At 57.4% G+C, this 25,920-nt stretch carries 28 protein-coding genes; 24 read left to right on the top strand and 4 right to left on the bottom strand.

Annotated features, from left to right (window positions below; all coding sequences use genetic code 11):
• Nucleotides 1-53: 53 nt before the first annotated feature.
• From DV520_RS06865 to DV520_RS06845, 5 genes are all read left to right on the top strand, one after another.
• Nucleotides 54-842: an ABC transporter ATP-binding protein gene (locus DV520_RS06865; RefSeq protein ID WP_242984660.1), complete on the top strand. Its 789-nt coding sequence runs from the start codon at nucleotides 54-56 to the stop codon at nucleotides 840-842.
• Nucleotides 839-1,600 carry an ABC transporter permease gene (locus DV520_RS06860; RefSeq protein WP_117142248.1) on the top strand — a complete coding sequence of 254 codons (762 nt, stop codon included), beginning with the start codon at nucleotides 839-841 and terminating at the stop codon, nucleotides 1,598-1,600. Before DV520_RS06865 ends, DV520_RS06860 begins: the two co-directional genes overlap by 4 nt.
• A gap of 74 nt (nucleotides 1,601-1,674) precedes the next feature.
• A complete protein-coding gene (locus tag DV520_RS06855) occupies nucleotides 1,675-2,742 on the top strand; it encodes an ABC transporter substrate-binding protein (RefSeq protein WP_117142247.1) in 1,068 nt (355 codons plus the stop codon).
• Between the two features lie 78 nt (nucleotides 2,743-2,820).
• Nucleotides 2,821-3,381, top strand: coding sequence for a manganese efflux pump MntP (locus DV520_RS06850; protein ID WP_021920473.1), 561 nt, complete (start codon nucleotides 2,821-2,823; stop codon nucleotides 3,379-3,381).
• Nucleotides 3,382-3,429: 48 nt separating this feature from the next.
• Nucleotides 3,430-4,476, top strand: coding sequence for an S-layer homology domain-containing protein (locus tag DV520_RS06845; RefSeq protein ID WP_021920474.1), 1,047 nt, complete (start codon nucleotides 3,430-3,432; stop codon nucleotides 4,474-4,476).
• 122 nt (nucleotides 4,477-4,598) lie between these two features.
• On the opposite strand, the gene DV520_RS06840 is transcribed toward DV520_RS06845, so the two are convergent.
• The 4 genes from DV520_RS06840 to DV520_RS06825 all read right to left on the bottom strand — a co-directional run bounded on the left by DV520_RS06840 (nucleotide 4,599) and on the right by DV520_RS06825 (nucleotide 9,039).
• A complete protein-coding gene (locus DV520_RS06840; RefSeq protein ID WP_021920475.1) occupies nucleotides 4,599-5,756 on the bottom strand; it encodes an iron-containing alcohol dehydrogenase in 1,158 nt (385 codons plus the stop codon).
• Nucleotides 5,757-5,888: 132 nt separating this feature from the next.
• Complete coding sequence (locus tag DV520_RS06835) at nucleotides 5,889-7,382, bottom strand: aldehyde dehydrogenase family protein (RefSeq protein ID WP_117142246.1); 1,494 nt, start codon at nucleotides 7,380-7,382, stop codon at nucleotides 5,889-5,891.
• A gap of 154 nt (nucleotides 7,383-7,536) precedes the next feature.
• Entirely contained in the window at nucleotides 7,537-8,442 is a 906-nt protein-coding gene (locus DV520_RS06830; RefSeq protein WP_165850055.1) for a LysR family transcriptional regulator, read from the bottom strand.
• A gap of 162 nt (nucleotides 8,443-8,604) precedes the next feature.
• The gene (locus DV520_RS06825; RefSeq protein ID WP_021920478.1) at nucleotides 8,605-9,039 is read right to left on the bottom strand and encodes a GNAT family N-acetyltransferase; all 435 of its coding nucleotides are present in this window, start codon (nucleotides 9,037-9,039) and stop codon (nucleotides 8,605-8,607) included.
• A 272-nt stretch (nucleotides 9,040-9,311) separates the two neighbouring features.
• Here DV520_RS06825 and DV520_RS06820 point away from each other — a divergent pair, with 272 nt between their 5' ends.
• The 19 genes from DV520_RS06820 (at nucleotide 9,312) to DV520_RS06735 (ending at nucleotide 25,850) form a co-directional block, all read left to right on the top strand.
• Entirely contained in the window at nucleotides 9,312-10,277 is a 966-nt protein-coding gene (locus tag DV520_RS06820) for an NAD(P)H-dependent flavin oxidoreductase (protein WP_165850054.1), read from the top strand.
• 25 nt (nucleotides 10,278-10,302) lie between these two features.
• Entirely contained in the window at nucleotides 10,303-10,821 is a 519-nt protein-coding gene (locus DV520_RS06815; RefSeq protein WP_021920254.1) for an RNA polymerase sigma factor, read from the top strand.
• A complete protein-coding gene (locus DV520_RS06810; protein WP_117142242.1) occupies nucleotides 10,818-11,492 on the top strand; it encodes a DUF4367 domain-containing protein in 675 nt (224 codons plus the stop codon). Before DV520_RS06815 ends, DV520_RS06810 begins: the two co-directional genes overlap by 4 nt.
• 91 nt (nucleotides 11,493-11,583) lie before the next feature.
• A complete protein-coding gene (locus tag DV520_RS06805; protein ID WP_117142241.1) occupies nucleotides 11,584-11,940 on the top strand; it encodes a hypothetical protein in 357 nt (118 codons plus the stop codon).
• An 81-nt stretch (nucleotides 11,941-12,021) separates the two neighbouring features.
• Complete coding sequence (locus DV520_RS12140; protein WP_133308837.1) at nucleotides 12,022-12,543, top strand: hypothetical protein; 522 nt, start codon at nucleotides 12,022-12,024, stop codon at nucleotides 12,541-12,543.
• Nucleotides 12,540-12,944 (top strand): hypothetical protein, encoded by a 405-nt coding sequence (locus DV520_RS06800; RefSeq protein WP_021920251.1) that lies wholly within the window; start codon nucleotides 12,540-12,542, stop codon nucleotides 12,942-12,944. The genes DV520_RS12140 and DV520_RS06800 overlap by 4 nt, the downstream gene beginning before the upstream one ends.
• 301 nt (nucleotides 12,945-13,245) lie before the next feature.
• Nucleotides 13,246-13,674, top strand: a complete 429-nt coding sequence (locus tag DV520_RS06795; RefSeq protein WP_021920394.1) for a hypothetical protein — start codon at nucleotides 13,246-13,248, stop codon at nucleotides 13,672-13,674.
• 241 nt (nucleotides 13,675-13,915) lie between these two features.
• Complete coding sequence (locus DV520_RS12135) at nucleotides 13,916-14,617, top strand: hypothetical protein (RefSeq protein WP_133308836.1); 702 nt, start codon at nucleotides 13,916-13,918, stop codon at nucleotides 14,615-14,617.
• 214 nt (nucleotides 14,618-14,831) lie between these two features.
• Nucleotides 14,832-15,263 carry a hypothetical protein gene (locus DV520_RS06785; RefSeq protein ID WP_117142238.1) on the top strand — a complete coding sequence of 144 codons (432 nt, stop codon included), beginning with the start codon at nucleotides 14,832-14,834 and terminating at the stop codon, nucleotides 15,261-15,263.
• 131 nt (nucleotides 15,264-15,394) lie between these two features.
• Nucleotides 15,395-15,934, top strand: coding sequence for a hypothetical protein (locus DV520_RS06780; RefSeq protein WP_117142237.1), 540 nt, complete (start codon nucleotides 15,395-15,397; stop codon nucleotides 15,932-15,934).
• 274 nt (nucleotides 15,935-16,208) lie between these two features.
• A complete protein-coding gene (locus DV520_RS06775; RefSeq protein ID WP_117142236.1) occupies nucleotides 16,209-17,408 on the top strand; it encodes an acyltransferase in 1,200 nt (399 codons plus the stop codon).
• 74 nt (nucleotides 17,409-17,482) lie between these two features.
• Nucleotides 17,483-17,920, top strand: a complete 438-nt coding sequence (locus DV520_RS06770; protein WP_117142235.1) for a hypothetical protein — start codon at nucleotides 17,483-17,485, stop codon at nucleotides 17,918-17,920.
• A 172-nt stretch (nucleotides 17,921-18,092) separates the two neighbouring features.
• Nucleotides 18,093-18,608, top strand: coding sequence for an RNA polymerase sigma factor (locus tag DV520_RS06765; RefSeq protein WP_021919245.1), 516 nt, complete (start codon nucleotides 18,093-18,095; stop codon nucleotides 18,606-18,608).
• Complete coding sequence (locus tag DV520_RS06760; RefSeq protein ID WP_117142234.1) at nucleotides 18,608-19,351, top strand: hypothetical protein; 744 nt, start codon at nucleotides 18,608-18,610, stop codon at nucleotides 19,349-19,351. The genes DV520_RS06765 and DV520_RS06760 overlap by 1 nt, the downstream gene beginning before the upstream one ends.
• Nucleotides 19,342-20,229 carry an ABC transporter ATP-binding protein gene (locus DV520_RS06755; RefSeq protein WP_117142233.1) on the top strand — a complete coding sequence of 296 codons (888 nt, stop codon included), beginning with the start codon at nucleotides 19,342-19,344 and terminating at the stop codon, nucleotides 20,227-20,229. Before DV520_RS06760 ends, DV520_RS06755 begins: the two co-directional genes overlap by 10 nt.
• Complete coding sequence (locus tag DV520_RS06750) at nucleotides 20,207-21,433, top strand: ABC transporter permease (RefSeq protein WP_133308835.1); 1,227 nt, start codon at nucleotides 20,207-20,209, stop codon at nucleotides 21,431-21,433. Before DV520_RS06755 ends, DV520_RS06750 begins: the two co-directional genes overlap by 23 nt.
• Before the next feature lie 17 nt (nucleotides 21,434-21,450).
• Nucleotides 21,451-22,080 carry a peptidoglycan recognition protein family protein gene (locus DV520_RS06745; RefSeq protein ID WP_117142231.1) on the top strand — a complete coding sequence of 210 codons (630 nt, stop codon included), beginning with the start codon at nucleotides 21,451-21,453 and terminating at the stop codon, nucleotides 22,078-22,080.
• A 145-nt stretch (nucleotides 22,081-22,225) separates the two neighbouring features.
• Complete coding sequence (locus DV520_RS06740) at nucleotides 22,226-24,427, top strand: FtsX-like permease family protein (RefSeq protein WP_117142230.1); 2,202 nt, start codon at nucleotides 22,226-22,228, stop codon at nucleotides 24,425-24,427.
• Between the two features lie 502 nt (nucleotides 24,428-24,929).
• Nucleotides 24,930-25,850 (top strand): tyrosine-type recombinase/integrase, encoded by a 921-nt coding sequence (locus tag DV520_RS06735; protein WP_117142229.1) that lies wholly within the window; start codon nucleotides 24,930-24,932, stop codon nucleotides 25,848-25,850.
• Nucleotides 25,851-25,920: the final 70 nt, after the last annotated feature.

The raw sequence follows: 25,920 nt of genomic DNA, 5'->3' as shown, positions 1-25,920 counted from the left end.
ATAATAAGGAAAGAAAAAAATCCTTGTATCATAACTGTGGGAGGAGGCGCCCTGTGTCGTTGCTGGAATTAAAAGAGGTAACCGTGTCCTTTGCGTTTCCCGACGGCCGTCCCGCTCTGCTGGCACTGAATCAAGTCAATCTGTCCGTGGCGCAAGGGGAATTGGTGGCTCTGGTGGGCCCCTCCGGCTGTGGGAAAACCACCGCTTTGAATGTCCTGGCAGGGCAGGTTGTCCCCACCAGCGGCCAAGTCCGTCTGGCGGGAGAACCCGTCCAGGGCATTCTTCCGTCGGTAGGGTATATCTCCCAGGCGGACACCCTGCTGCCCTGGCGAACCGTGCTGGACAACGTGGCCCTGGCGATGGAGCTGCGGGGCGTCCCCAAATCCCAGCGGCAGGAAACCGCCCGGGCCCTGATGAAAAGCATGGGCCTGGAGGGCTTTGAACAAAGCTATCCCCGGGAGCTCTCCGGCGGCATGAAAAAGCGGGCCGCCATCGCCCGGGTGCTGGCAGTGGACCCCGCCATTCTCATGATGGACGAGCCCTTTGCCCCCTTGGACGCCTTCACCCGGCAGCGCCTGCAGGACGATATTCTCTCCCTCTGGGAGAATACGGGCTGTACCATCCTGTATGTCACCCACGACCTCACCGAGGCCATCACCCTGGCAGACCGGGTGGTCCTCATGAGCGCCCGGCCAGGGCGCGTGGTGCGGGAGTATCCCATTGACCTTCCCCGTCCCCGGCGGGTGATGGATGTGAAATTTTCTCCCCGCTTTGTGGAGCTGGAGCGGGCCATTTGGCAGGAGCTGGAGGCCCAGCTCCCCCAGGAGGAGGGCCGGAGATGAAACGCCAGAAAACGCTGCTCAGCCCGGGCGGATGGACCGCCCTGCTCCTGCTGCTGGCACTGGGCCTGTGGGAGGCCACCGCCGCGGCCGGCTATGTGGACCCCTTCTTTTTCAGCCGTCCCAGCCTGCTCTGGCAGGAATTCTGGACCATGCTCCACAGCGGCATGCTGGCCCGTCATCTGTCCGTCACTGCCCAGGAGGCCGGGTTGGGTCTGCTGCTGGGCGGCACGCTGGGCACCCTGGCCGGCCTGGGCCTGGGGCTCTCTCCCCGGGTCAGCCGGGCCCTGATGCCCCTGATGACCGGCCTCAACGGACTGCCCAAGCTGGCTCTGGGGCCGCTGTTTATCATTTGGTTCGGGATGGGCCTTTCCTCCAAGGTCCTGATCTCGGCCCTGATGGTCTTTTTTATTTTTGCCTTCAACCTCTACACCGGCGTCCAGAGTGTGGACCCCGCCTTGGTGGGGGCGGTGCGCCTGCTGGGCGGCACCCAGGGACAGATCCTGGGAAAGGTCATCTGGCCCGCCTGCCTGCCCTGGCTGCTCACCAGTCTCCGCACCGGTCTGGGCCTGTCCCTGTCCGGCGCCATTGTGGGGGAATATCTGGGCTCTACCCGCGGCATGGGCTGGCTCCTCTCCGCGGCGGGGGATGTGTTCAACGCCCAGCGGGTCCTCTGCTGCGTGCTGATCCTGGTGATCCTCATCATCCTCCTGGACGGCGTGGTCCGTCTGTTGGAAGCCCGCCTGCTGCGCTGGCGATGAGCCCCCGTTCGATCGTATCCGCCCTGCGGTTATGATAAAACGAAAGAAACCATGAAAGGAAAAGGAGTGTCATTATGAAGAAGCTACTTGCTCTGCTGCTGACCCTGACGCTGTCCCTTGGCCTGCTGGCCGGCTGCGGCGGCCCCAGTGAGCCCGCCCCGGAGGAGGAACCCACCTCCGCGCAAAGCGGAACCGAGGACAAAGGAGACCTGCAAAAGATTATCTTCACGGAACAAATCCGCGGCTATCACTGGGCCCCCGCCTACCTGGCCCAGACCCTGGGCTACTTTGCCGAAGAGGGCCTGGACGCGGAATTCCAGACCATCAAGGGGGGCGACGCCACCACCGCGGTTTTGTCCGGGGACGCCCAGTTCTGCCTGAAGGGCATCGAGACCGCCCTCATGGTCAACGAGGCCGGCCAGGGCTGCAAGGTAATTCTCTCCGCCACACAGAAGTACCCCTACCAGCTGATCGGCGCCAACGAGTCGTACTCCACCCTTGACTCCCTGAAAGGCAAGGCCATCGCCGGCGGTCTGAGTGCCAACAGCGGCCCCACCTCTTTCATTAAGGCCTGCGTCAACTCCGCCGGTCTGAACGCGGATACCGATGTCAGCCTCCCCAACGTCGCCAGCTCCGGCTATCTGGCCGCCATGGACCAGGACGAGATCCAGGCCGCCGTCTCCACCAACCCCTGGTCCGCCAAGCAGCTGCTGGACGCCGGCGGTGTGGTCATTGTGGACGGCACCGACGACGCGGAAATCGAGAGCATCATCGGCTCCTCCAGCTATGAGCTGTTCACCGTCATCACTTCCGACGCGCTGATCCAGTCCGACCCGGAGCTGGTGCAGAAAGCGGTCAACGCCATGGCCAAGGCCATGCAGTGGATGGAAACCGCCTCCCCGGAGGACATCGCCCAGAAGCTCCTCCCCCTCTTTGAGGGCGCAGAGGAAGAGCTCCTCTACGACGCCCAGTATGACCAGGAGCGGAAGGTCGCCAGCTTCACCGGCTACCACACCAAATCTGGTTTTGAGGCCGCCGTATCCCTGACCAAGCTGGCCGGCGGCATCACCGGCGACCCCACGGAAGAACAGATCTATGACGAGAGCTTCCTGGACAAAGCCTGGGAAACCCTTGAGAAATAACCGATGTCCCTCCCCCTTGGGTGATCCGGTCTACCCCCTGCCCCAGACGCATACTGTGAACCAGGAGGGCGAAACAGGATGGGATTTTTAGAACTGATGCTCTTGGCGGTGGGGCTGTCCATGGACGCGCTGGCAGTTTCGATCTGTAAAGGACTGGCCATGGACCGGGTCACTTTGGGAAGGATGGTCCTGGTGGGACTATGGTTCGGAGGATTCCAGGGGCTCATGCCCTTGCTGGGCTGGCTCCTGGGCTCCCGGTTTTCCCTGTACATCACCGCCATCGACCACTGGATCGCCTTCGCCCTGCTGGCGATTCTGGGGATCAACATGCTCCGGGAAGCCCGAAGCGGCGACACGGAGGAGGCCAGCGCTTCCCTGGGCTTCCGGGTCATGTTCGCCATGGCGGTGGCCACCAGCATTGACGCGCTGGCGGTGGGCATTACCTTCGCCTTTCTGGAGGTGGATATTCTGCCGGCCGTCTGCTGTATCGCTCTGACCACCTTCCTGCTCTCCAGCCTGGGGGTCAAGTTCGGCAGTCTCTGCGGTACCCGGATGCAGTCCAAGGCCGAGGCCTTGGGGGGCGTGATCCTGATTCTCCTGGGCCTGAAAATTCTGCTGGAACACTTGGGGATCTTCTGATCCCCCGTCTCTGTCCCATTCGACGGAGAAAACACAAAGGAGAACCCAATGAAACAATGGATATCTTTGCTGCTGGCCCTGGTTTTGAGCCTTGCCCTGGCCCTTCCCGCTGGGGCCGCACCCCCGGAGCAGGAGGAGGCGGCCGCTTGGCAGCTCTACTACATGGGCCTTTTTCAGGGAACAGACACCGACGCGGAGGGATTCCCCGTCTTTTCCCTGGACCGCTCCCCCACCCGTGCCCAGGGCGTGACCATGCTGGTCCGTCTGCTGGGCCAGGAGGAGGATGCCCTGGCGGGCACATGGACCACCCCCTTCCAGGATGTCCCCGACTGGGCCGCGCCCTATGTCGGCTATGCCTATGAAAAGGGGCTGACCAACGGAAAAAGTGAAACCCGCTTTGACCCGGACAGCACCATTCGGGCCTCGGAATACCTGACCTTTGTTCTCCGGGCCTTGGGATACGTGTCGGGAACCGATTTTGCCTGGGACAGCGCCTGGACGCTGTCTGACAAACTGGGGATCACCCACGGAGAGTACAATGCCTCCACCACCTCCTTCGACCGGGGCGATGTCGCTTGGATTTCCGTGCGTGCTCTGCCGGCACCCTGTAAGGACTCGGAGCAGACCCTGGAAGAACTGCTTGCTGACAGGGGCATCCAGTATAACGCCGGACGGTGCACCTGGGAGGAGGAATGCGTCACCTGTCAGAAGGACAAGATGGTCTTCTCCCTAACCCCCACCCGTGAAAGCAAAGAGGTTTACACCTCGTTCGAAGTGACCTCCGCCACTGCAAACGGCCTGCCCTGTGAGATCGAGCAGTATCCCACAGCGGCCAAAGTGAAGGAGCAGTGCCAGAAAATCAGCCGGAAAGAAGATCAGACCGTTACCCTGCCCGATGCCTTTTCCCTGGTTTATCTGCGCTATGACGAGGCCGCCGCCAAGGAGGCCGCCACGGAAACCGTCACCGCCAACCTTGTCACCTATCCGGTCATTACCTTCAAGCTCCACTGTACGGGCACCTTGCCCGACGGAACCCAGGTGGAGGAACTGGTCCGACTGGATTACTACATTGACGGGTATGACGGCATCTTCTAACCCGCACAGAAACACCCCCTATCCAGGGGGTGTTTCTGTTTGCTTCTAAAAATCACCACAGGGCGGAGTGTACTCCGCCCTGTGGTGAAAAAGGATTTGGATAGAAAGAAGGGAGGGAGAAATCAATCTCCGTCGTAGGCTTTTTGGAAGATCGCAATGATCTGGTCTTTGGTGGCCTTTCTGGGGTTGGTGGCCGCGCAGGCGTCCTTCATGGCGTTCTCCGCCATCACCTCGAAGTCCGCCGGGTCTACCCCCAGGGAGCGCAGGTTCTGGGGAATGCCCAGGTACCGGCCAAAGGTCTTCAGACCATACACACAGGCCTCGCCCGCCTCAAAGGGGGACATGCCGTCCACATTCAGGTCCATGGCTTTGGCGATCACCGCGAACCGCTCCAGGTTGCCGATCAGGTTGAACTCCTGCACATAGGGCAGCAGGATCGCATTGCAGACGCCGTGGGGCAGGTTATAGTAGCCGCCCAGCTGGTGGGCCATGGCGTGGACATATCCCAGAGAGGCGTTGTTGAAAGCGACCCCTGCCAGGTACTGGGCATACGCCATCTCGGACCGGGCCTTCATATAGTCCCCGTTGGCCACAGCCTGGGGCAGATAGTGGACAATCTTATCAATGGCCTTGATGGCTGCCGCGTCGGTGAGGGGATTTGCGTCGGTGGAGACATAAGCCTCGACCGCATGGGTCAGCGCGTCCATTCCCGTGGCCGCAGTCAGGGAGGAGGGCATCCCCACCATCAGCTCCGGGTCATTGATGGCAATGGCGGGCGTCACTCGCCAGTCCACAATGCACATTTTTACCTTCCGGGCCGTGTCGGTGATGATGCAGAAGCGGGTAATCTCCGAAGCAGTTCCCGCGGTCGTGTTCACCGCCACCAGGGGAGGCAGGGCCTCATGGGCCTTATCCACGCCCTCATAGTCGGCAATCTTGCCGCCGTTGCTAGCCACCAGGCCAATGCCCTTGGCGCAGTCATGGGAGGAGCCGCCGCCCAGGGAGAGGATACAGTCACATCGATTCTCATGGTAGAAGGTCTCCCCCTCCACCACGTTGGTGTCCTTGGGGTTGGGCTCTGCCTTGCCAAACACGGCGGAATCCACGCCAGCCTCCTTCAGGATGGCCTGAATCCGGGTGGTCATGGGGTTGGAGGCCAAAAACTCGTCGGTGACGATCATGGCCTTGGTGCCGCCCAAGCTCTTCATCAGATGGCCTGTTTCCGCCACAGAGCCCTCGCCAAATACGTTTCTACTGGGAACAAAATAATAAGTAGACATTCCTTTTCTTCCTTTCTGACATGGTTCTATCGGGACCACGCCCCAACAGATTGCCAAACATTCTGGCGAGGGCGGGTTTTGATGAAACAGGGCGGAGGGAGTTTCCCCTCCGCCCTGACACAGGACTCCAGTTTACTTCGCGGGATAGAAGCCGGAGGGCGTTTCGTTGAGGTTAATCATGATATTCTTCTGCTGGGTGTAGTGCTCCAGGATGACCTTGTGGGTCTCCCGTCCGATACCGGACTGCTTATAGCCGCCGAAGGGCGCGCCCGCAGGGATCATATTATAGGTGTTGACCCACATACGGCCGGTCTCAATGGCGCGTGCCACCCGGAAGGCCCGGTTGATATCCTGGGTCCAGACAGCGCCGCCCAGGCCATAGACAGAGTCATTGGCCATGGCGATGACCTCTTCCTCGGTCTTAAACTTGATGACCACAGCCACGGGCCCGAAGATCTCTTCCTGGGCCACCCGCATGCTGTTGTTGGCGTTGACAATCAAGGTGGGCTTCATAAAGGCGCCGTTGGCGCAGGCACCCTCCTTGCAGGGCTCGCCGCCGCAGGCGATGGTGGCCCCTTCTTCCTTGGCCAGCTCCACATAGGACATGATCTTCTTCAGCTGGCCCTGGTCCACCTGGGAGCCCATCTGGGTGTTGGGGTCCAGAGGATCGCCCACGTTGACCTGGTTAAAGGCCTTTACCGCAGCCTCGACAAACTTGTCATAGATGCTCTCCTGGACAAAGACCCGGGAGCCGGCGCAGCAGACCTGGCCCTGGTTGAACAAGATGCCCAGCTGGAGGCCGTCCAAGGCCCGATCCCAGTCGCAGTCCTCAAAGAAAATATTGGCGCTCTTGCCGCCCAGTTCCAAGGTGGAGGGGATGAGCTTGTCGGCCGCGGCCTTGGCCACATCCAGGCCCACTTCGGTGGAGCCGGTGAAGGCCAGCTTCCGGAAGCCGGGATGGTCCAGCATATACTGGCCGGCACGGCCGCCGCCGCCGGTGACCACGTTCAGCACGCCGGGGGGCAGCAGATGACCGATGAGCTTCACCAGGGTCAGCACGCTCAAAGAGGTGGTGGAAGATGGCTTAAAGACAATGCAGTCGCCCGCAGCCAGAGCGGGGGCCAGCTTCCAAGCTGCCATCAGGAAGGGGAAGTTCCAAGGCACAATCTGCCCCACCACGCCGATGGGCTCATGGAGGATGATGTTCATAAAGTGGCCCACATGGTCCTTCAGGACGCTGGCGGTTCCCTCCTCGGTGCGGATGGCGCCGGCAAAATACCGGAAGTGATCGGAGGAATAGGGCACGTCAATGGTCATGGTCTCCCGAATGGGCTTGCCGTTGTCCATGGACTCGATGGTGGCCAGCAGTTCCTTGTTCTCGTCGATCACATCCGCGATTTTCAGCAGGATATCGGCGCGCTTGTCAGGCTCCAAGTCTCGCCAAGCGGGGAAGGCAGCCCAGGCGGCCTGAACAGCGGCATCCACATCCTCCTTGGTGGCCTCGGCACACTCGGCCAGCTTCTCCCCTGTGGCGGGGTTGGTGGTGGTGAAAACCCGGCCGTCGGAGGCGGGAACCCACGTTCCGTTGATGTAAAGATCATATCGTTCGTCCAGCTTGACGTTCATACTCGGTGCTCCTTTCTATTCTTGCAAAACAGGGACCAAATCCTTCTTTTGCTCCATTACCTCATTGTGTTGGGAAGGTTTCTTCCTGACTCTGTTATAGCACAATCCCCGGGATTTGGGAAACACCGAAAACTAATGGGGTAATCAGAAAAACTTATACCCCCTGTTTCACCCGCTCCGGGTCCTGGCGAATCACCTGGAAAAAGTGGTCCGCGGCCACACTCACCGGCGGGAGCAGACGCAGGGCCACCGTCCGGATGCGAAAGGAGTCCCCCTCTATGGAAAAGACACTCACATCCCGGGCCAGCTTCCCCTCCATCCCCCCGGGAATGGCGGCGATGCCCAAACCGGCCTGCACCAGAATGGTGGCCTCCAGATAGGTCTTTACCCGCTGGACCGGGTTCTCTCCCAGTCCCAGTCGGACGAAGTAGTCGGGGAGGGGATGTCCCTGAGGGTCCTCGCTGAGTCCCTCCACCCGGAAAATGGTCTGGCCCACCAGCTCCTCCGGGGAGACATACTGCCGCCCGGCCAAAGGCGTGTGAGGACCGGTCATAAATTTCGCCCGCTCACTGTTCAGCTCCAGCACGTCAAACCGCTGGTCCAGCTCCAGGTCATAGTCAGGGACCACGATGACGTCCAGCTCCTCCTGGAACAGGGCGTCCAGGATTTCCTCCCGTCCCCCCTCCCGCAGGTGGATGGCCGCCTCGGGGTAGAGCTGCCGGAACTGCCGGAGGTAGCCGGGAATGCTCTCCTGGGTGTAGGGTCCGTTGATGCCCAGGCGGAGGTCCTGCTTCTTGCCGTCGGCAATGGACCTGGCCTGCTTCACCGCCCCGTGGTACTGGGACAGAACGCTCTGACATTGGCGGGCAAAATACTCCCCCGCCGGGGTCAGCGCCACCGCCGTGCCCCCCCGGTCAAACAGCTTAAAGCCCAGTTCTTCCTCAAACTGCTTGATTTGCTGGCTGATGGCCGCCTGTGCCACATAGCATTCCCGGGCAGCCTTGGTAAAATTCAGGTGTTTGGCCACCGATAAAAAATATTCGATTCTTCGAAAACTCATAAGGGGGCTCCTTTCTGAGAGGGTGTCCATATCCATCCCCTTCTATTCTAAAGGGATTTCTTTTTTTGTAAAGGTACATCGGGGAAAACCCGGTATGGAACCCCGAAAAACCGGCACCTCCCTGGCGGGAGGTGCCGGTTTTTTCTCGGCAGGTTTCCTCGTTTACGGCTCCAGATAATAGTCAAAGCCGTAGCAGCTTTTTTCAAATCCGTAGATCTCATAGAACCGGTGGGCCTGGGTCCGGGGCATACCGGAGTCCAGCACCAAGGCCTTGCAGCCTCTGGCCTTGGCCAGTTCCTTGGCGTGGTCCATGAGCTTCACGCCGCACCCCTTGCCCCGCTCGTCCTCATTGGTGATGATGCTGGAGACGTAGCAGGTCATGCCGGACAGCCAGAAGGTGTTGAAATACGCCCCGTGACAGAAGCCGTGGTAGGTATCCCCGTCCATGAGGAAAAAGGCAAAGCTGTTCTCATCGGCCAGCACATCGGCATACACCTTGCGGATGACTTCCTTGTCATAGGTATTATAGGTCCACAGTTTCTCAATGTAGTCAAAGGCCACATCAAAGTCGGCCATGGTGGCGGTTTTGAATTCCATATTGGTTCCTCCCTTTCACGCTTCCAGTAGAATCTATGGTGTATTATACTCCCATCCAGAGACGCTGTCAAACCTGTTTTTGCCATTTCCCCTATAATTTATTTTATTTCCCGCCGACGAATTAGGCAGTATCACAACCTTCTCCGTCAGAAACGGCCCTGCCCGGCCCACCGTCCGCATTGACTTTCACCGGCAAATTGGGTACCATGGACAAGATCACATGTCCCGCGCCCGTGCCTCCTCAGATTTCATTCCATCCAGGAGGAAGCACCATGAAAACGCGCATCACCGACCTGTTCGGCATTCAGTATCCCATCATTCAAGGCGCCATGCAGTGGCTCTCCAAGCCCAAGCTGGCCGCCGCGGTCTCCAACGCCGGGGGCCTGGGCACCATCAACATGACCACCTATGACACGCCGGAGGCCTTTCAGCAGGACATTCAGCTGCTGAAAACCCTCACAGACAAACCCTTCTGCGTCAACCTCTCCCTCCTGCCGGATACCAAGCCCGACGGCCCCATCAAGGGCTTTCTCCAGGCCATCACAGAGGAAAAGGTCCGCATTGTGGAGACCGCCGGCAGTTCCCCCAAGCCGTTTATGGACACCTTGAAGGGGGCCGGCTGCCTGGTCATGCACAAGATTCCCGACTCCCGTTTCGCCCACACCGCCCAGGAGGTGGGCTGCGACGCGGTGTGTATCGTGGGGTATGAGGGGGGCGGCCACCCGGGCATGGCCGGGGTGGGCTCCCTGGTCCAGTGGCCCCTGACCACCGAGCGATGCACCCTCCCCGTGGTGGGGGCCGGCGGCGTCTGCGACGGCCGGACCCTGTACGCCGCCCTGGCTGCCGGCCTGGACGGGGTTATGGTCGGCACTCGGTTCCTCATGGCCCAGGAGACAGACATCGGGCCCCGACTGCGCCAAACGGTCATCGACGCCAGGGAGACCGACACCGTCCTCACCCAGACCAGCATCCGCAACGCCCTGCGCTCCCTGAAAACCCAGGGGGCCCTGGACATCATCGCCTTTGAACAGCACCACCCCACCTTTGACGAACTCTACCCTCTGATCCGGGGCACCGTGACCAAAGCCGCCTACGAGCAGGACGAGCCCCAGGCCGCCCAGATCGCCATAGGCCAGGTTCTGGGCCGCATCCACGACGTGAAACCCGCCGCCCAGATCATCCGGGAGATGGTGGAGGAACTTTATGACATGCATCAGCGGGTCTCCGCCATGCTGTGACATCAACCCCAAGGAGGTACGGGCCATGTTGATCTATCTGCAAGTCATCGACGCCCCAGAGGACCGGGACCAATTCATCACCCTGTATGAGACCTACCGGGGTCTGATGTTCTACGTGGCCAACCAGATTCTCCAGAACGAGCAGGATGCCGAGGACGCGGTCCACGACGCGTTTTTGTCCGTGGCGGAACATATCAAAAAATTTTCTCGTCTGGAGCGTCACAAAACCAAGGCTTTCCTCGTTACTATAGTTGAGAACAAAGCTATCGACCTATACCGCAAGAAAACCCATCGCAAGGAAGAAATTCTCTGGGAGGAGACCACGGGCCTCGCCCCCGCCTACGAACCGGAGGACGGGCTGACCCGGTGCATTTTGAAGCTGCCCGCCCGGTACCGGGAATTTCTCCGTTTGAAACACGAGCTGGGCTACTCCACCAAGGAGGTGGCTGAACTCATGGGCATCTCCTGGCCCGCCGCCCGCAAGCTGGAGCAGCGGGCCAGGGACCGCCTGGAAGAACTGTGCCGAGAGGAGGGAATTTTATGATTTCAGAGGACCGTCTGCGCCAGGCCGTCCGGGACGCCGGCGCTCTGCTGGACCAGAGCCTCCCCGACCCGGACCAATGTCATCACACCTTCTCCCCCGCCTTTCTGAACAGAATGGAGGCCCTCCTGCGCAGACGAAAACGCGCGCCGGTGTACCGGGTCCTCAAGGGCGTGGCCTGCTTCTTCCTGCTGGGGGGAACGATTTTCCTGTCCACCAATGCCCAGGCACGGGAGGCATTCTTTGGGTGGTTATCTGAACAAATTGGAGGCACCGTCGATTATCGATTCCACAACGATGTCTCGGAGGCAACACACCGTTATCGGCTTTCTGAAATTCCGTCTGGATACTGGGAAACAGACCGTTATGAAGCTGAAACCACAGGAGATGAACTCTATGAAAACGAGGCCGGAGAATATTTAAGTTTTTCCTATCAGTATGTAACAGAAGACACTGAATCTATGCTCTCCCTTTTCTTCGTAGATGAGATGGAGCAAAAGACAGTTTCAATCAACGGAACCCCCGCAGATTATTATTTTGATAATACAGGAACCCACTCCAACACACTGGTCTGGACGGACCCTGAAACAAAAGCCTTGCTCACTTTGTCCGCCTACTTAGAAGAAGATACTTTGATATATATGGCAGAAAACGTCATTCGAGAAGAAAAATAATATTTTCTGAAAAATTTTCAAATTTAGTGTCACAAATCACCTCCCTCATTCGTTACAGTAGCTGAACACGAAATGAAGGGAGGTGATTTGTATGAGAAAACAACTGCTGGCACTGTCTCTGATCCTGGTGATGCTCTTGGGCATCACCGCCCAGGCCTCCGGCCCTGCGATGCTCCCCGCCGCACAGCCGTCTCTCTCTTTTAGTGGGACCACCGCATCTTGCCGGATTATCGTCCGCGGAGACAGAAGTTCGGATACTCTCTCGGCAACCGCCAAGCTTTGGACCGGAAAAACTTGCCTAAAAACTTGGACAATCAAGGGAACCGGGAAAATCCAAACAACCAAAACCGCCACCGTCTCCAAAGGCAAGACCTACAAGCTGACCGTGGACTACACTGTCAACGGCGTCAAGCAGCCCCAGAAGTCTGTGACAAGAACCTGTTCGTAACCACCCAGAGAATAGTTATATTCTCGCCAGTTGTCGTAAAGCCCCATGGAATGGATTACAAATTAAAAGGAGGAATTTTTTATGAAAAGAAAACTTTTATCCGTAATATTGTCGTTTCTTTTTGTTTTCTCTATGGCGATATCAGTATCCGCCTCTGCAGATGGAATTGAAGACGGTTCTACAACGATAAGCCCAAGGGCACATGATGTCGAAGCCAAGCGAGAACTCGTCAACACACAAACGTTAGTCAAACACCCCATTGGTTACGCTAAGGGACAACCTTCTAATGGCACAGTATTTCCTTCTTATGGCGGCGGATTTTATTGGGTCGATGGAGGTTTTGGTAATTCTGTGACCCTTAACTTGAATTTAGGTTGGGGACCCATTTCTACAAGTGTCTCTGTCGGCTCCACAGGGAGTACAGCCGGTTACTTTGTCAGCGCTCCCGTGAATAAGCCTTGCAAACTTTTCGTTTATAGGGATCTTACCTGCAAAAGATATGCCAACTATGAACGCTTGATTGGAACCTCTAAATGGTGGTTTAAAGGTTATAATACCGTTGTAACACCAACTCGGAATTACTTTGAGGTTAGACTTGTATGAACAGTAAGAAGCATCGCATCCTCACCTCGTTATGCCTTTTGACAATGCTGGCTCTTCTGGTCGGCTGTACCAACAACTCCTCTTCTACCCCAGAAACCATTTGTGGAACCTATACCTCTGGCGAAGCAGAATTTCAAAAGATTTTAGCAGTAGACCAAAATAATCAGGTTTACTACGCGGACCAAAAAAATGACTGCTTTATACTCGGTGAGGTGCGACAGCAAAAGGGAGATTCGTATTTAATCTCCTGTCAGAGTTCCAACTATGGAGATCGTATCCCCGACCAGGAATTCACCTATGACGGCAAGGGCTTTGCCATCACCATCCAGGGAGAACGGTTCGAGTTTGAGAAAATCGATGATATACCATCCGTCATCGGGGATGTCGCACGCTACTCTTAACACAGTGGAACCGCAACATCCTGAAAACAGAAACACCGCCCCTTTTTCAAGAGACGTCCTCCGGCGCAGCGGCCTGAGAGGACGTCTCTTTCTGCCTCCATCGCGCCGTGCAAAATTTTCCACAAATTTTTCCATCTTGTGTCACAAATCGCCCCTCTCAATCGTTTTATAGTTGAACACACCAGAAAGGACGGTGCTTTTTATGACAAACCAATAGCCGAAAAACAAATGCAGTGATCAGAAATGACCGTTCAGGAGCTGACGGAATCTTCTCATGAAAACAAACAGGAGGTCGTTTCTTATGAAAAAACACCACACCATCTCCCTCATTCTGCTGGCCCTGCTACTGGCTGTCGGTTTCACCATCCTGACCCATAACTTCCCCTTTCCTGGGAAGACCTCTGACGACTTTTCGCTCATAACCGGGTCCTCCCAGACCTATACCCCCGAAGAGATACAGGATGCGGCAGACGCGGTCCTGCACTACTTCAAAGGCTTTTCCGGGGCCACCATGACAAAGTTGCAGTATGTTGCCTCTTCCAGCGAAGAGGACAACTGGGCGGAGAAAGACGGCATGGAGCAAGGCATCCATTTTGTCTCAGACTTCACCACCGGCGATCTCCCCAACAAGAGCAGCCTGAATCCCAACAGCACCTATCAGGGGTGGAACTGGTATGTTGCCCGGTCAGACGACGGACATTGGAAGGTTGTAAACCACGGACAGGGGTAACTTTCCCCTTTTTCTGGAGACGTCCTCCGGCGCAGCGGCCTGAGAGGACGTCTCTTTCTGCCTCCATTGCGCCGTGCAAAATTTTCCACAAATTTTCTCATCTTGTGTCACAAATCGCCCCTCTCAATCGTTTTATAGTTGAACACACCAGAAAGGACGGTGCTTTTTATGACAAACCAATAAGCCGAAAAACAAATGCAGTGATCAGAAATGACCGTTCAGGAGGTGACGGAATCTTCTCATGAAAACAAAACATATAAGGGTTTGTATTGGCATCTTTTCTGTTGTCATCCTCGTTTTTTTGATCTTTTTGTTGGTCAAGAATGGCCCCTTGAATACAGTACCAACCTCAAAACTACGATTTGAGAATGGAAATACAGTGACCTTGGACTATGCTATTTCAACGGAAGCCGGTTGTTTTTATTCTGTGTCTGTTCCAGACACCATAAATAGCGCGTATGCCGCTTCACAAAACAGGAGCAGCAACAGCCCCGGTACACTGTCCCACCATCCAGATCATTTGATCCGGAAATTTAGAGCCAATCCATCCTCCACCACTTATGTATATCGTACCGATTTGCCGGATAACAGCTCCCCTTTCTTGTATGTATCACTTGATGTGCCACAAGAAAATCCCAGCCATCCTGCCTCAAGTTTCCTCATGCGCCGCGTAAAAGAGGATGCTTTGCTGCGAAACCAGACACCTATACCCGAGGTAACTCCATGGGGGATTGTCTGTCCGGCTGAGAAATACAAGTCGGTTTCAGACCTTCCCACCATTACGATTGCGTATCATAGCGGTGAAGAAATTTTGCTCAACAATTTATTAGAGGATACGGAACCCTATTTCATGGATCATCAAGGCGTCCGCTATTTTCCATTTGAACATGATATTTCTGTAAAAGAAATATCGTCCATCAAAGTGGACTCCGATACACCATGATTTCTCTCTCAAGGAAAGGAAACCAGTTCTCTTCCTTGCATCAGGTCTTCGCGCTATCATCCATGTGCTCCCGTCCCCGGGTTCGTATCTGGGGACGGGAGTAATTAAAATAACCTTAGCATTCGATAAAAGTGGGGTGCTTCCTGTCATATTTTCCCCTCCTCATTCGTTTTATCAGTAGAACACCAACAAAACAAACAGGAGGTCGTTTCTTATGAAAAAACACCACACCGTCTCCCTCACTCTGCTGGCCTTGGTGTTGTCTGTCGGTCTGTTTAGCCTGTACCGAAATATTGGGGGTGGGCAGCTGGCAGAGGACTTCCAATTCGTCACAGAGCCCTCCCAGACCTATACCCCCCAGGAGATTTCAGACGCGGCAGACGCGGTCGTCCGAAGCTTCAAAGACTTCCGCGGCGCCACCATGACCACACTTCGGTATGTAGATGGTGCTTCTTCCAGCGAAAAGGACAACTGGGCCGAACGATATGACAAGGATCAGGGCCTCTATTTCACCTGTGACTTCGTCACCGATGACACCGCCGAGCAAAGTCACCTGAACGCAAACAGCAACTACCAAGACTGGTCTTGGCGTGTGGCCCGGTCAAATGGCGGGCATTGGACGATCGTGAGTAGTGGGCAGGGATAACCTTTCCCCTTTTCAAGAGACGTCCTCCATCGCGCCGTGCAAAATTTTCCACAAATTTTCCCATCTTGTGTCACAAATCGCTCCTCTCAATCGTTTTATAGTTGAACCCATCAGAAAGGACGGTGCTTTTTATGCCAAACCGATGGACGAAAAAACTTCCCCTCCTGGCCCTCTCCGCGGCACTTCTTCTCACATGCTGTGCCTGTGCGGCCCAAGCGGAGGAGGAGAAGGGGGAGACCGCTGCGAAAACCGCGGGGACGGAGGCCTATTCCCTGACCCTGCCCGCCACGATCACCGCCAAAGAGCAGGAAAACAACACCCTTACGCTGTTCCTGGACGGCACGGAGGTGGGCGGTGTGGCCGTCATTGCCTATGAAAACGCAGCGGCGCTGGACCTGGATTCTCTCGGTGACGGGCACGCGGAAAAGGAACTGAACCAGATTTTACAGCTGGTCGCTCCGGAGGGACACGTGGACCACATGTTTGAGTCCTATGGGGAGGATGGATATCTCAGCCTTTCTCTCGTTCCTTGGCCGGACAGAGACGAGCCGGAAACCATCCACTACCTCTTCCCCAAGGGCGATGCGTTCTATGACCTCTTTTTCCAGGCAGACGCAATCCCTGACACGGAAGAACAGCTTTTGCTGGACAGCTTTACCCTGACCGCCTAATTTTCTCCCGCTTTTTCAGCCTCCCTTCCGCGCCGCCTTGCGGAAGGGAGGCTGGCCGTTCTCCCGCAACGGTCCCCAGCGGTGCCCAAAAATCGAAAAAACTTCCACAAATTTTCTCACTTTGTGTCTTATTTCCCCTCCCTCATTCGTCTTATTGGTAGAGCACCCCTCAAATGCCCCCTGTGAAACGGTGCTGAACCGTGCCCAACCGTCACCAGCAAAGAGGGCAGGCCCCCGGCAATCCACTCTCTTTGCGCTCTATAACACACATATCATGATCATTTCCATTTTTAACACAACTGAACAGAGAAAAGGGGGGTACACCCCCTCCCCTTGGACGTCCCCTGCGCCCCCCTCTCAAACCACCTCTGCCCTGGGCAAAACAGGCGGCAGGCCCCGAGGGACAGCCCGGCTGCTGGAAATTGACTTTCTCCGGCTCGTCTCCATGCTGGCCGTCATCAGCATCCACGTCAGCAGCACCTACCTCTCCTATGAGACCGGCCACCTCTTCCTGGGGATGAATCTGGCCTTTCTCCTCAACCAAGCCGCCCGGTTCAGCGTTCCCCTCTTTCTCCTTCTCTCCGGCTTCTCTCTGGAGCAAACGGGCAGACAGGTCCCCTACCTGACCTTCCTGCGGACCCGCAGCGCCCGTGTGCTGCCCCCTTACCTTGGGTGGGTCTTGCTCTATGCCCTCGCCAACACAGGCTTTGACCTGCACACTTGGGGCGGCCAGCTGGGAAACCCTCCCTGGCTGCTGCGGGAACTGCTCACCGGCCAGGGGGCGCCCCATCTCTATTTCATCCCCATCCTCTTCCAATGCTATCTCCTCTACCCCCTGCTGCGGCGGTGGGTGAACCGGGCGCCGGTCCAAAGTGCCGCCTGGGCCCTGATGGTCACCTTCCTGCTGCAAGGGGGATATCTCCTTCATGATCTGGAGCTGCTCCCATTCTCCCTTCCGGCCCACCTGTGGATGCTCTTTCCCACTTGGAGCTTTTACTTTGTCGCCGGCATGTGCTTACAGCGGTTGGATCGCTCCCATCTGCGGGTTCAGTGCAAAAAAGCGGCCCTTCCCCTTCTGCTTATTTCCGCTGTGTTTGCCTGTCTGTACTGCGCCTTGTCCCATCGGCTCAGCATCCTCCACGCCATTCGTCCCGCTCTGCTGGCAGCCACCCTACTGGCCTTTTTCTGCGGCATAGGGGTGTGGGAGTGGCTCAGGGCATGCCCGGGAGCAGGACGGGTCGTCTCGTTCTTTTCCCGGCACGCCATGGGGATCTACTATAACCATGTGTTGGTGATCTATTATCTACGCCAGTTCCCCCGGTTCCATCTGGGCATGTCCGGGATGCTGCTGTTGTTCGCAGCCACCCTGTGCCTTTCCACAGGGATCGCAGTCCTCCTCAGCCTCGTTTGGCATGGGGTTCGGCACATCACGGCAAACGTGCGTCCGCATGACCGAAACTCCCATCAGCCATGAATCCAGGCAGATATCTCCCTGGTCTGCCACAACGCCGCGAGGGAACATCAGCGTCTTGGAAAGGAGCTATATTTATGAAAAAAGAACTGACCGCCCTAAAGCCCCTCTTCATCCTCCTGCCCCTTTTGGTGCTGGGCTTCCTTCTCTTCTGGACCCTGTTCGGGGGAACACTGTCGAAGGATTTTCAGTTCAAATCCGCTCCCTCTGAACAGTTCACCCAGGAGGAAATTCAGGACGCGGCGGATGTTGTGCTCCGCCGTTTCAAGTACGGTTTTTCCGGCTGCACGATGACAAAATTACAGTATGTTGATGCTTATGCCTCTTCAGATACCTGGAACTGGGCAGCAGAATACAATGCTGACGAGGGAGTTGTTTTTCATTCAACTTTTACCACAGATGATTTCTTTGCCCCCAAAAATGGCTTTAACCCTAATGATACTTATGATTACCAATGGTACGTTGCTCGCTCTAATGGAGGACACTGGAAAATTGTCAATTTGGGACAAGGATAACCCTCTTGTTTCAACGAACCCCCTTCCGCGCAGCTGTGCGGAAGGGGGTTCCCTTTTCTTTGCTTCCCCTTTTTTTGAACATTTTTTCCTCCCGCCGCTATCCTTTTGCCTTTCCCCCGCGTTATACTATGCAGAAAGCGCTTTCTACTTTGACCAGAAAGGAGGGACTCCCATGGACGCAGATTTCCGGCTGCTTTCCCAGATGAAACGGGGGGAGGAAGAGGCCATCGAATGCTTTGTTCGGAAATACTACCCCAGCATCCTGCAATACTGCCACTACCACCTCCAGGAAATCCACGACGCGGAGGACCTCACCCAAGAGACCTTTGCCCGGTTCTTCGCCTCCCTGGACCGATACAAGCACTACGGCAAAGCGGCCAACTATCTCTATGTCATTGCCGGGAACCTGTGCCGGGACCATTACCGTCGGCAGTCGGAACTCCCCCTTGCCGACCTGCCCGAACCGGCGGACCGCCCGCTGGACACCCTGGACACCCGCCTGGACCTGCAGGACGCCTTTCGCGTCCTGCCGCCGGAGATTCAGCCCGCCGCGGTGCTCTTTTTCCTCCAGGAACGCAAGCAGCGGGAAATCGCCAAAATTCTGGGCATCGGTCTCCCCTTGGTCAAGTACCGTATCCGCAAAGCCAGAGAGCTCCTGGCGCAGTTTCTCAGAAAGGAGGCGCCTTGATGAAACGTCCCCCCTTTGACACCCTTCCCACACCACAGCCCCGGGAGGAGGCCGTTCAGGCCACCGTTCGGGCCGCCACCCAGGCCTTCCGCCAGCGGGAGGCCTCCCGCCCCCTGTCCCAGCTGGAATTTCTCCGCCAGCAGGCCCAGTTCCTCCACAAGCGTTGGTGGCTGCTCCAGGGGGCGGTGCTGGTCCTGCTCTGGTGGCTGCTCCAGTCCGCCGGCACCGCCTATGAGGTCCAGCGGGCCATGGGCACCCTGGCTCCCCTGTTTGTGGTGCTGGTCCTGCCCGAGCTGTGGAAAAACCGGTCCAGCGGCGCCTTGGAAATCGAGTGCACCGCTTACTACTCCCTGCGGCAAATTTACGCCGCCCGGATGGTTCTGTTTGGTCTGGTGGACCTGGCTCTGCTCACCCTGTTCTTCTCCGCCGCCCTGCTGGCCGGGCAGGCCACCCTGCGGGACCTCATCATCAATTTTCTGCTCCCGTTCCTGGTCACCGGCTGTATCTGTCTTCGCACCCTGTCCCACCGGCGGGATACCGTCTGCTACGCGGCGCTGCCCCTCTGCCTGGCCTGGACCGCGGTGTGGGTGCTGCTCATCCTCAGTGACCAGGTCTACCGGATGATCTCCCTGCCCATGTGGCTGGGGATGCTTCTGCTGGCCACCGTCTACTTTCTCTACGCCATCCGCAAGCTGCAAAACACCTGTGAAACAATTTGGGAGGTATCCCCTGTATGGCATTGATCCTTGACGGTCTCACAAAGACCTTTTCATCCTTTCCCGCCGTAAACAACCTGTCCTACACCATGGACACCGGTGTCTACGGCCTGCTGGGCGTCAACGGCGCCGGCAAAACCACCCTCATGCGGATGCTCTGCACCCTCCTCACCCCCACCTCGGGGACCATCACCTGGGACGGGCAGGACATCTTCTCCCTGGGCAGCGCCTATCGAAATCTGCTGGGGTATCTGCCCCAGGACTTTGGCTACTACCCCGACTTCTCTGTCCAGGACTATCTGCTCTATATCGCCTCCATCAAGGGCCTGCGCCCGGCCACCGCCCGGCAGAGGATGCAAAACCTGCTGGAGCAGGTGGGGCTCACCCAGGTCCGGCGGCAGAAAATGAAAAAGCTCTCCGGCGGCATGAAGCGCCGGGCGGGCATCGCCCAGGCCATGCTCAACGACCCCAAAATTCTCATCCTGGACGAGCCCACCGCCGGTCTGGACCCCAAGGAGCGCATCCGCTTCCGCAACCTCATCAGCGAGCTGGCGGAAAACCGCCTGGTCCTGCTGTCCACCCACATCGTCTCCGATGTGGAGTACATCGCCGACCAAATCCTCCTGATGAAGGACGGCTCCCTGGTTCACCACGGCACCAGCCAGCAGCTGCTGGCCGCGGCCCCCACCCAGGTGTGGACCTGCACCGTCCCCCGGGCCCAGGCGGACCAGCTTCTCCACCAGTATCCCGTGGTCAACCTCAAAACCCTCCCCCAGGGGGTCCAGCTGCGGGTGCTCTCCCAGACGCCCCCCACGCCGGAGGCCCACCCGGCGGAGATGACCTTGGAGGACCTCTTCCTCCACTACTTTGGAGAAACGGCAGGTGAAACCGATGCTGCGCTATGAACTCTGTAAACTCTTTGCCCGCCCCAGCGGCAAGGCGGCCCTTCTGCTTCTGGCAGTGCTGGTGGCCGTGTCCACCTTTTTCGCCTGCCATGTCCGCTACACCGACGAGGAAGGACAGACCCAGTACGGCCTGTCCGCCGTGCGCCAGCTCCGGGCTGACCAAAAAGCTTGGGCCGGTCCTTTGGATGAGGCCCAGCTCCGCCGGGCCATCCAGGCCAACTTGGATGTGCGGACCTCCCCCGACGCCCAGTCCGAGGACGTCGTCCGGCAGGACATGGCCTTTCACCGGCAGCAGGCCTTTGAGGCAATTCGGGACCTGCTGAACAGCGCCTATTCCGAGGATTTCCAGGCCTTCGACTACTTCACCGCCGACACCCTCACCCCGGAGGATGCCCCTGACTTTTACGCCAACCGGGTCCGTCTGCTCCAGCAGTGGCTGGAGGACAACGCCTTCGCCTTCTCCCAGGCCGAGCAGAACTACCTGGTCCAGCAGTACCAGGCGCTGGAGACCCCCATGTACGTGGACTACACCACAGGCTGGCAGCAGTTTTATGAGTTTTCCCCCACAGTCATTATCATTCTGTGCCTCTTCGCCTGCTTTCTGGTCTCGGGCATCTTTTCCCAGGAGGGCCAGTGGAAAACCGACGCCATCTTCTTCACCACTTTCCACGGCCGGGGCAGAGGGGTTTCTGCCAAGGTGGGCGCCGGTCTTCTCCTGCTCACCGTGCTCTATTGGGTGCCCTTCCTCCTCTTCGGGGGAATCACCCTGGCCTTCCTGGGGGCCGACGGGGCGGGCTGCCCGGTGCAGCTGTACGCCTGGAAATCCCTGTACAACCTCACCCTGGGCCAGGGGGCTCTTCTCATTGCCCTGGGTGGATATCTCGGCACCCTGTTTCTGGGCCTGCTGTCCATGTGGGTCTCCGCCAAGAGCGGCTCCACGGTGCTGGCCGCCGTGCTGCCCTTCGCAGTGATCTTCCTGCCCGCCCTGATGCTGGGGGATATCAACACCTTACTCAGCAACATTTTGGGGCTGCTGCCCGATAAGCTGCTGCAGATCAACCGGGACCTGGCGTATTTCGACCTCTACCAACTGGGGGACTCTGTCATGGGGGCCATTCCCATTCTGCTGGTCCTTTATACCGTGCTGACCCTTCTCTTTATCCCCCTCCTCTACAAAACCTATCAACACAAACAGCTCAAATAACCAAGGAGATTTCCCCCATGAAAACACAGATCACACGGGCCCCCTCCCGCCGCCGTCGCCGCCGCCAGCGGCGCTGGCCCCTCTTTCTTCTGCTTGCCGCCGCTCTGGTCATCGCCGTGGGCTTTTCCCATCTGGGCTCTGGTCAGATGCGCCACCTGAAGTCCGTCTCCCTTCCCGACTGGGTGGATGTCCAGATCATCCCCGTCAACGGCGCCGCCCGCCGGGGAGAGCCCATGAAGAAGGTCACAGACATCGCCATCCACTACGTGGGCAACCCCGGCACCACCGCCCAGGCCAACCGGAACTACTTCGCCCAGCCGGACACCCAGGTAAGCGCCCACTTCCTGGTGGGGCTGGACGGGGAGGTGATCCAGTGCATCCCCCTGGAGGAGAAGTCCTCCGCCACCAACGAGCGCAACCGGGACACCATCTCCATCGAAGTCTGCCACCCCGACGCCTCGGGCCAGTTTACCCAGGCCAGTTACGATACCCTGGTCCGTCTCACCGCCTGGCTCTGTGACACCGCAGGGATCGGCCGGGATCGGGTGATCCGTCACTATGATGTGACCGGCAAGGCCTGTCCCCTGTTCTTTGTGGAGCACCCCGACACCTGGACGCAATTTTTAGCCGATGTTGCGGCCGCGTGATTCCTTCTCCAGCGCCCCTGCATCCAGGGGCGCTGTTTTTCCCTCTGCCCCCTCTTACTTCTTACAATTTTGTTAGAACTTTGTAAGAAAACCCCATACAAACGCCCGTCCCTTTCTGCTACCATGCTCTCCAGGAGGTGATTTTATGCTGTGCAAGCTGATCCTGCGGAACGTACACCGGTCCGCCCGGGATTACGGCATCTATCTGGTCACACTGATTCTGTCCGTGGGCATGTTCTACGGCTTTCTCTCCCTGTCCAGCTCCCACTACCAGGCCGCCCTCCCCCGCTCGATCCATCTGGAGCTTCTGGAGCGCGGGATGCAGGTGGCCATCCCCGTGCTCGGCCTACTGCTGCTGTTCCTCCTGAGCTATGTCAACGCCCACCTTCTTCGCGCCAAGCAGAAGTCCTTCGCCGTGCAGACCATTCTGGGCATGGAGCGGCGGACTGTGGCCCTCCTGTTTTTCGGGGAAACCTTGCTCCTCGGTTCTCTGGCCATCCTGGCGGGGATCGCCCTGGGGGCCTTTCTCTCCCAACTGGCCAGTTTCGCGGTTTTTCGGGCCTTTGGAGAATCCTACCGGCTCCAGCCCGGCCTTTTTCCAGATACCCTTGCCCAGACTCTCCTGTTCTTTGGCGGGATCTTTTTGGTGGTGGGCCTGCGCAACCTGGTTCTGGTGCGGCGGCTTCCCGTGCTGTCCATGCTGCAGGCTGACCGGAAGACAGAGTCCTTCCCCCTCCGCACCCAGATGCGGGGATGGATTCCCGCTGTTCTCCTGGTCTCCACCGCCGCCGGAGGACTGATTCTCTCCCTTCTGAGCCGCCTGTCCTTTCCCCTGCCCTGGCTGCTGGCCCTGCTGTTGGTCCTGGGCGCCGCCCTGTGGAACCTGGTTACAGGGATTTGGTTTCTTCGGGCCTGCCGCAACGGAGGCGGAGAGCGCCCGTTGTTCCTGCTCTCCCTGGGCGCGCTGCTGGCAGGGGGCGGCCTACTGGCTCTGTACCCACTGATGAAATCTTTGGTACGCCAAGGCGCACTCCAAGCCTATCTCACCATGCCCCCTCTGCTGGCCCTGCTGCTGGTGGTGTTCGCCTTGGTGGGGCTGTTCAGCACCCTCTCCTGGAGCCTATCCCGGTCCCTGCGCCCACCCAAGCCCCGGTATTACCGCAACCTCTTTCTCCTGGGGCAGCTGAAAAGCCGTCTGGGCAGCGGGGCCAAAACCATGGGCGTGATTACCGTGGTGCTCACCGCCGCCCTGGTCTGCTTTACCCTCCTCCCCCTGCTGGCGGTCCGGATTCAAGGGTACCAGCAGGTCCTGTCGGTCTACGAGGTCCAAGTGGGCACCATATACACCGCCCAGGAGGACGCCCTGCCCACCGGCCCGCTGGATGACCAGTTTCTCACCGACACCCTCAACCAGGGGGGCTACCCCGTCACCGGCACCGCCAGCGGCGCCCTCTACCTTCTGCGCCGGGAGGACCTGAAGTGCAAGGACCGGGACCTGCCTCTGCTGGCGGTCTCCCTCTCCTCCTACAACCAGCTACGCGCCCTTTCGGGCCTGCCGCCCCTTTCCCTGGCCGCAGATCAATACGGCGTGGCCTGGAGCAACACCACCCCCGCCTCCACCATCGACGGGTTTCAGCAGACAGCCCCCGTCCTGACCGCCGGCGGCTCCCGCCTGCACAAAGCGCCGGCACTGGACTGCCAGGACTCCGTGGGAATCTCCCTGTTCACCAGCCAGACAGAGGCCGTCTATATTTTGCCCGACGCCGCCTGCCAGGGACTGACCATGGCCACCACCTTCTACGCCGCCAACACGGCACAGCCTCTCTCCTACTCCTTCGCCCAGTCCTTTGACCAGATCGCCGCCGCCCACCAGCAGAGCTTAGGCCGCTTCGCCCCGGAAAACCTCTACGTCCGTCTGCACACCCTGCAGGCCAACGAAGGCGTCTCCAACCTGCTCCTGCTGTCCCTGGTCGGCACATACGCCGGGGGCATCCTGATGATCAGCTGCCTCACCCTGCTGGCTGTCCAGCAGCTCACCGATGCCCGCCAGCAGCGGCGGCGCTTTCAAACTGCCATCCACCTGGGTATGGCGGCAGAGGACCGGGACCAGGTGATCCGGCGGCAGATGCTCTTCTGGTTCGGCCTGCCTGTGGCCGCCGCTGTGCTGTGCAGCCTGGGCATCTTGGTTTTTTTCATCGGGATCAACTACGAGGATTTTACCGCTTACCTGCCCCTGTCCCGCATGTTCCTTCTCTCCGCGCTGACCTATGGCAGCTTTCTTCTTCTGCTGCTCTGCTACTTTACCGCCACATATCATCTGTTCCGGCGGGCCATGGCCGCCCCATGATTTCTATCCCCCCCCATGGCTGTCTTACCAACCGTTGAATAAAGATGTTTAAGCGTAATAAAAGCAGTGGGTAAGGCAATAGACCAAGTATAGCCCTAAGTAGTAGACATTTGGGGCCATGTTTTGGTCAACGAGTCAAGAACACCGGCAGAGCCGGTGGCTTACACCAGCCGCCCTATAAGGGCCTAATACAGTTGCGTCATAAGACGCATGAATGGTTTGCCAACTGCAAATTTGTTACGGGCTGCTCCCTTCCGGGGGCAGTTCTTTATTTGCCTTGTATTGGGATATTACAGCCACAATGATAAATGGTCAAAACACATAAGTGCTTCTAATCATTCCTTTGCGCCTGTCTGCGCTTTGCAAAGGAGGCGAAGAACATGGAACCTAATCGCGTGGAATTTCAAAAGCAATGAAGTATAAAATAAGGGAATTTGTCTTTTGCGTTAGATTCCTTTGTATTGTATGATAATGTCTCCATACCAGAAAGGAGGCATCACAAATGTGTGACTTACAACAGTGGATTTCTCAGTATTTACTGGACTGTCAGTATCAAAAAGGGCTTGACCCAAAGACGATAAAAGCCTATCGAATCGACTTGGCTCAATTTTTAGAACTTGCAGGCCAAAAGAACTTTAAGTTCACACGAAACGAGATTATGGCATATATCTCCAGGTTACACCAGCAATATAAGCCGAAAACAATCCGACGCAAAATTGCCAGTATCAAAGCGTTTTTTGGCTACTTGGAGTATGAAGGGCTGGTACAGGAAAATCCGTTTTCAAAACTTCGGATCAAATTAGCTATCCCGGTGATCCTGCCAAGGACAATTCCGCTTTCGGTGATCTCATCCATTTTGGCATCCGCCTATCAGCAAAAGGAAACCGCAAGGTCACAAATACAACGGGATGGAACCTTGCGGGATATCGCTGTACTGGAACTCCTATTTGCAACTGGAGTCAGAGTATCAGAGTTGTGCACACTTGGGTACGATGATGTTCGTTTAGAAGAAGGGGAAATTAAAATCTACGGCAAGGGTGCCAAGGAGCGTTTTGTGCAAATCGCAAATCCAAATGTTTTGGGTGCACTCCACTGTTATCAAGAGGCGTACAAAGATGTCATAACGCAGAGTGGTGCTTTTTTTGTAAATAGACTGCACAAACCCTTATCCGATCAATCCGTTCGAAGCATCGTTAATAAGTACTGCAGACTGGCGGGCGTGGAGAGCCATATCACGCCGCACATGTTTCGGCATTCCTTCGCTACACTTTTACTGGAAGAAGGCGTAGATATTCGATATATTCAACGGTTGCTCGGGCATAGCTCCATTTTGACGACACAAATCTACACCCATGTGGCTGGTAAAAAACAGCGGGATATTCTATTAGAAAAACACCCCAGAAATAAAATACATTTTGCGTGACAAAGACGGGTATGCCATCGGTTTGGCATACCCGTCTTTGTTGTAGGAGTGAGGATAATCTCTTATTATC

This window comes from Evtepia gabavorous, from assembly GCF_003425665.1.
Classification (GTDB): Bacteria; Bacillota; Clostridia; order Oscillospirales; family Oscillospiraceae; genus Evtepia; species Evtepia gabavorous.
The sequence above is the reverse complement of the archived record's forward strand: the minus strand, read 5'-3'. Positions and strand labels throughout refer to the sequence as shown.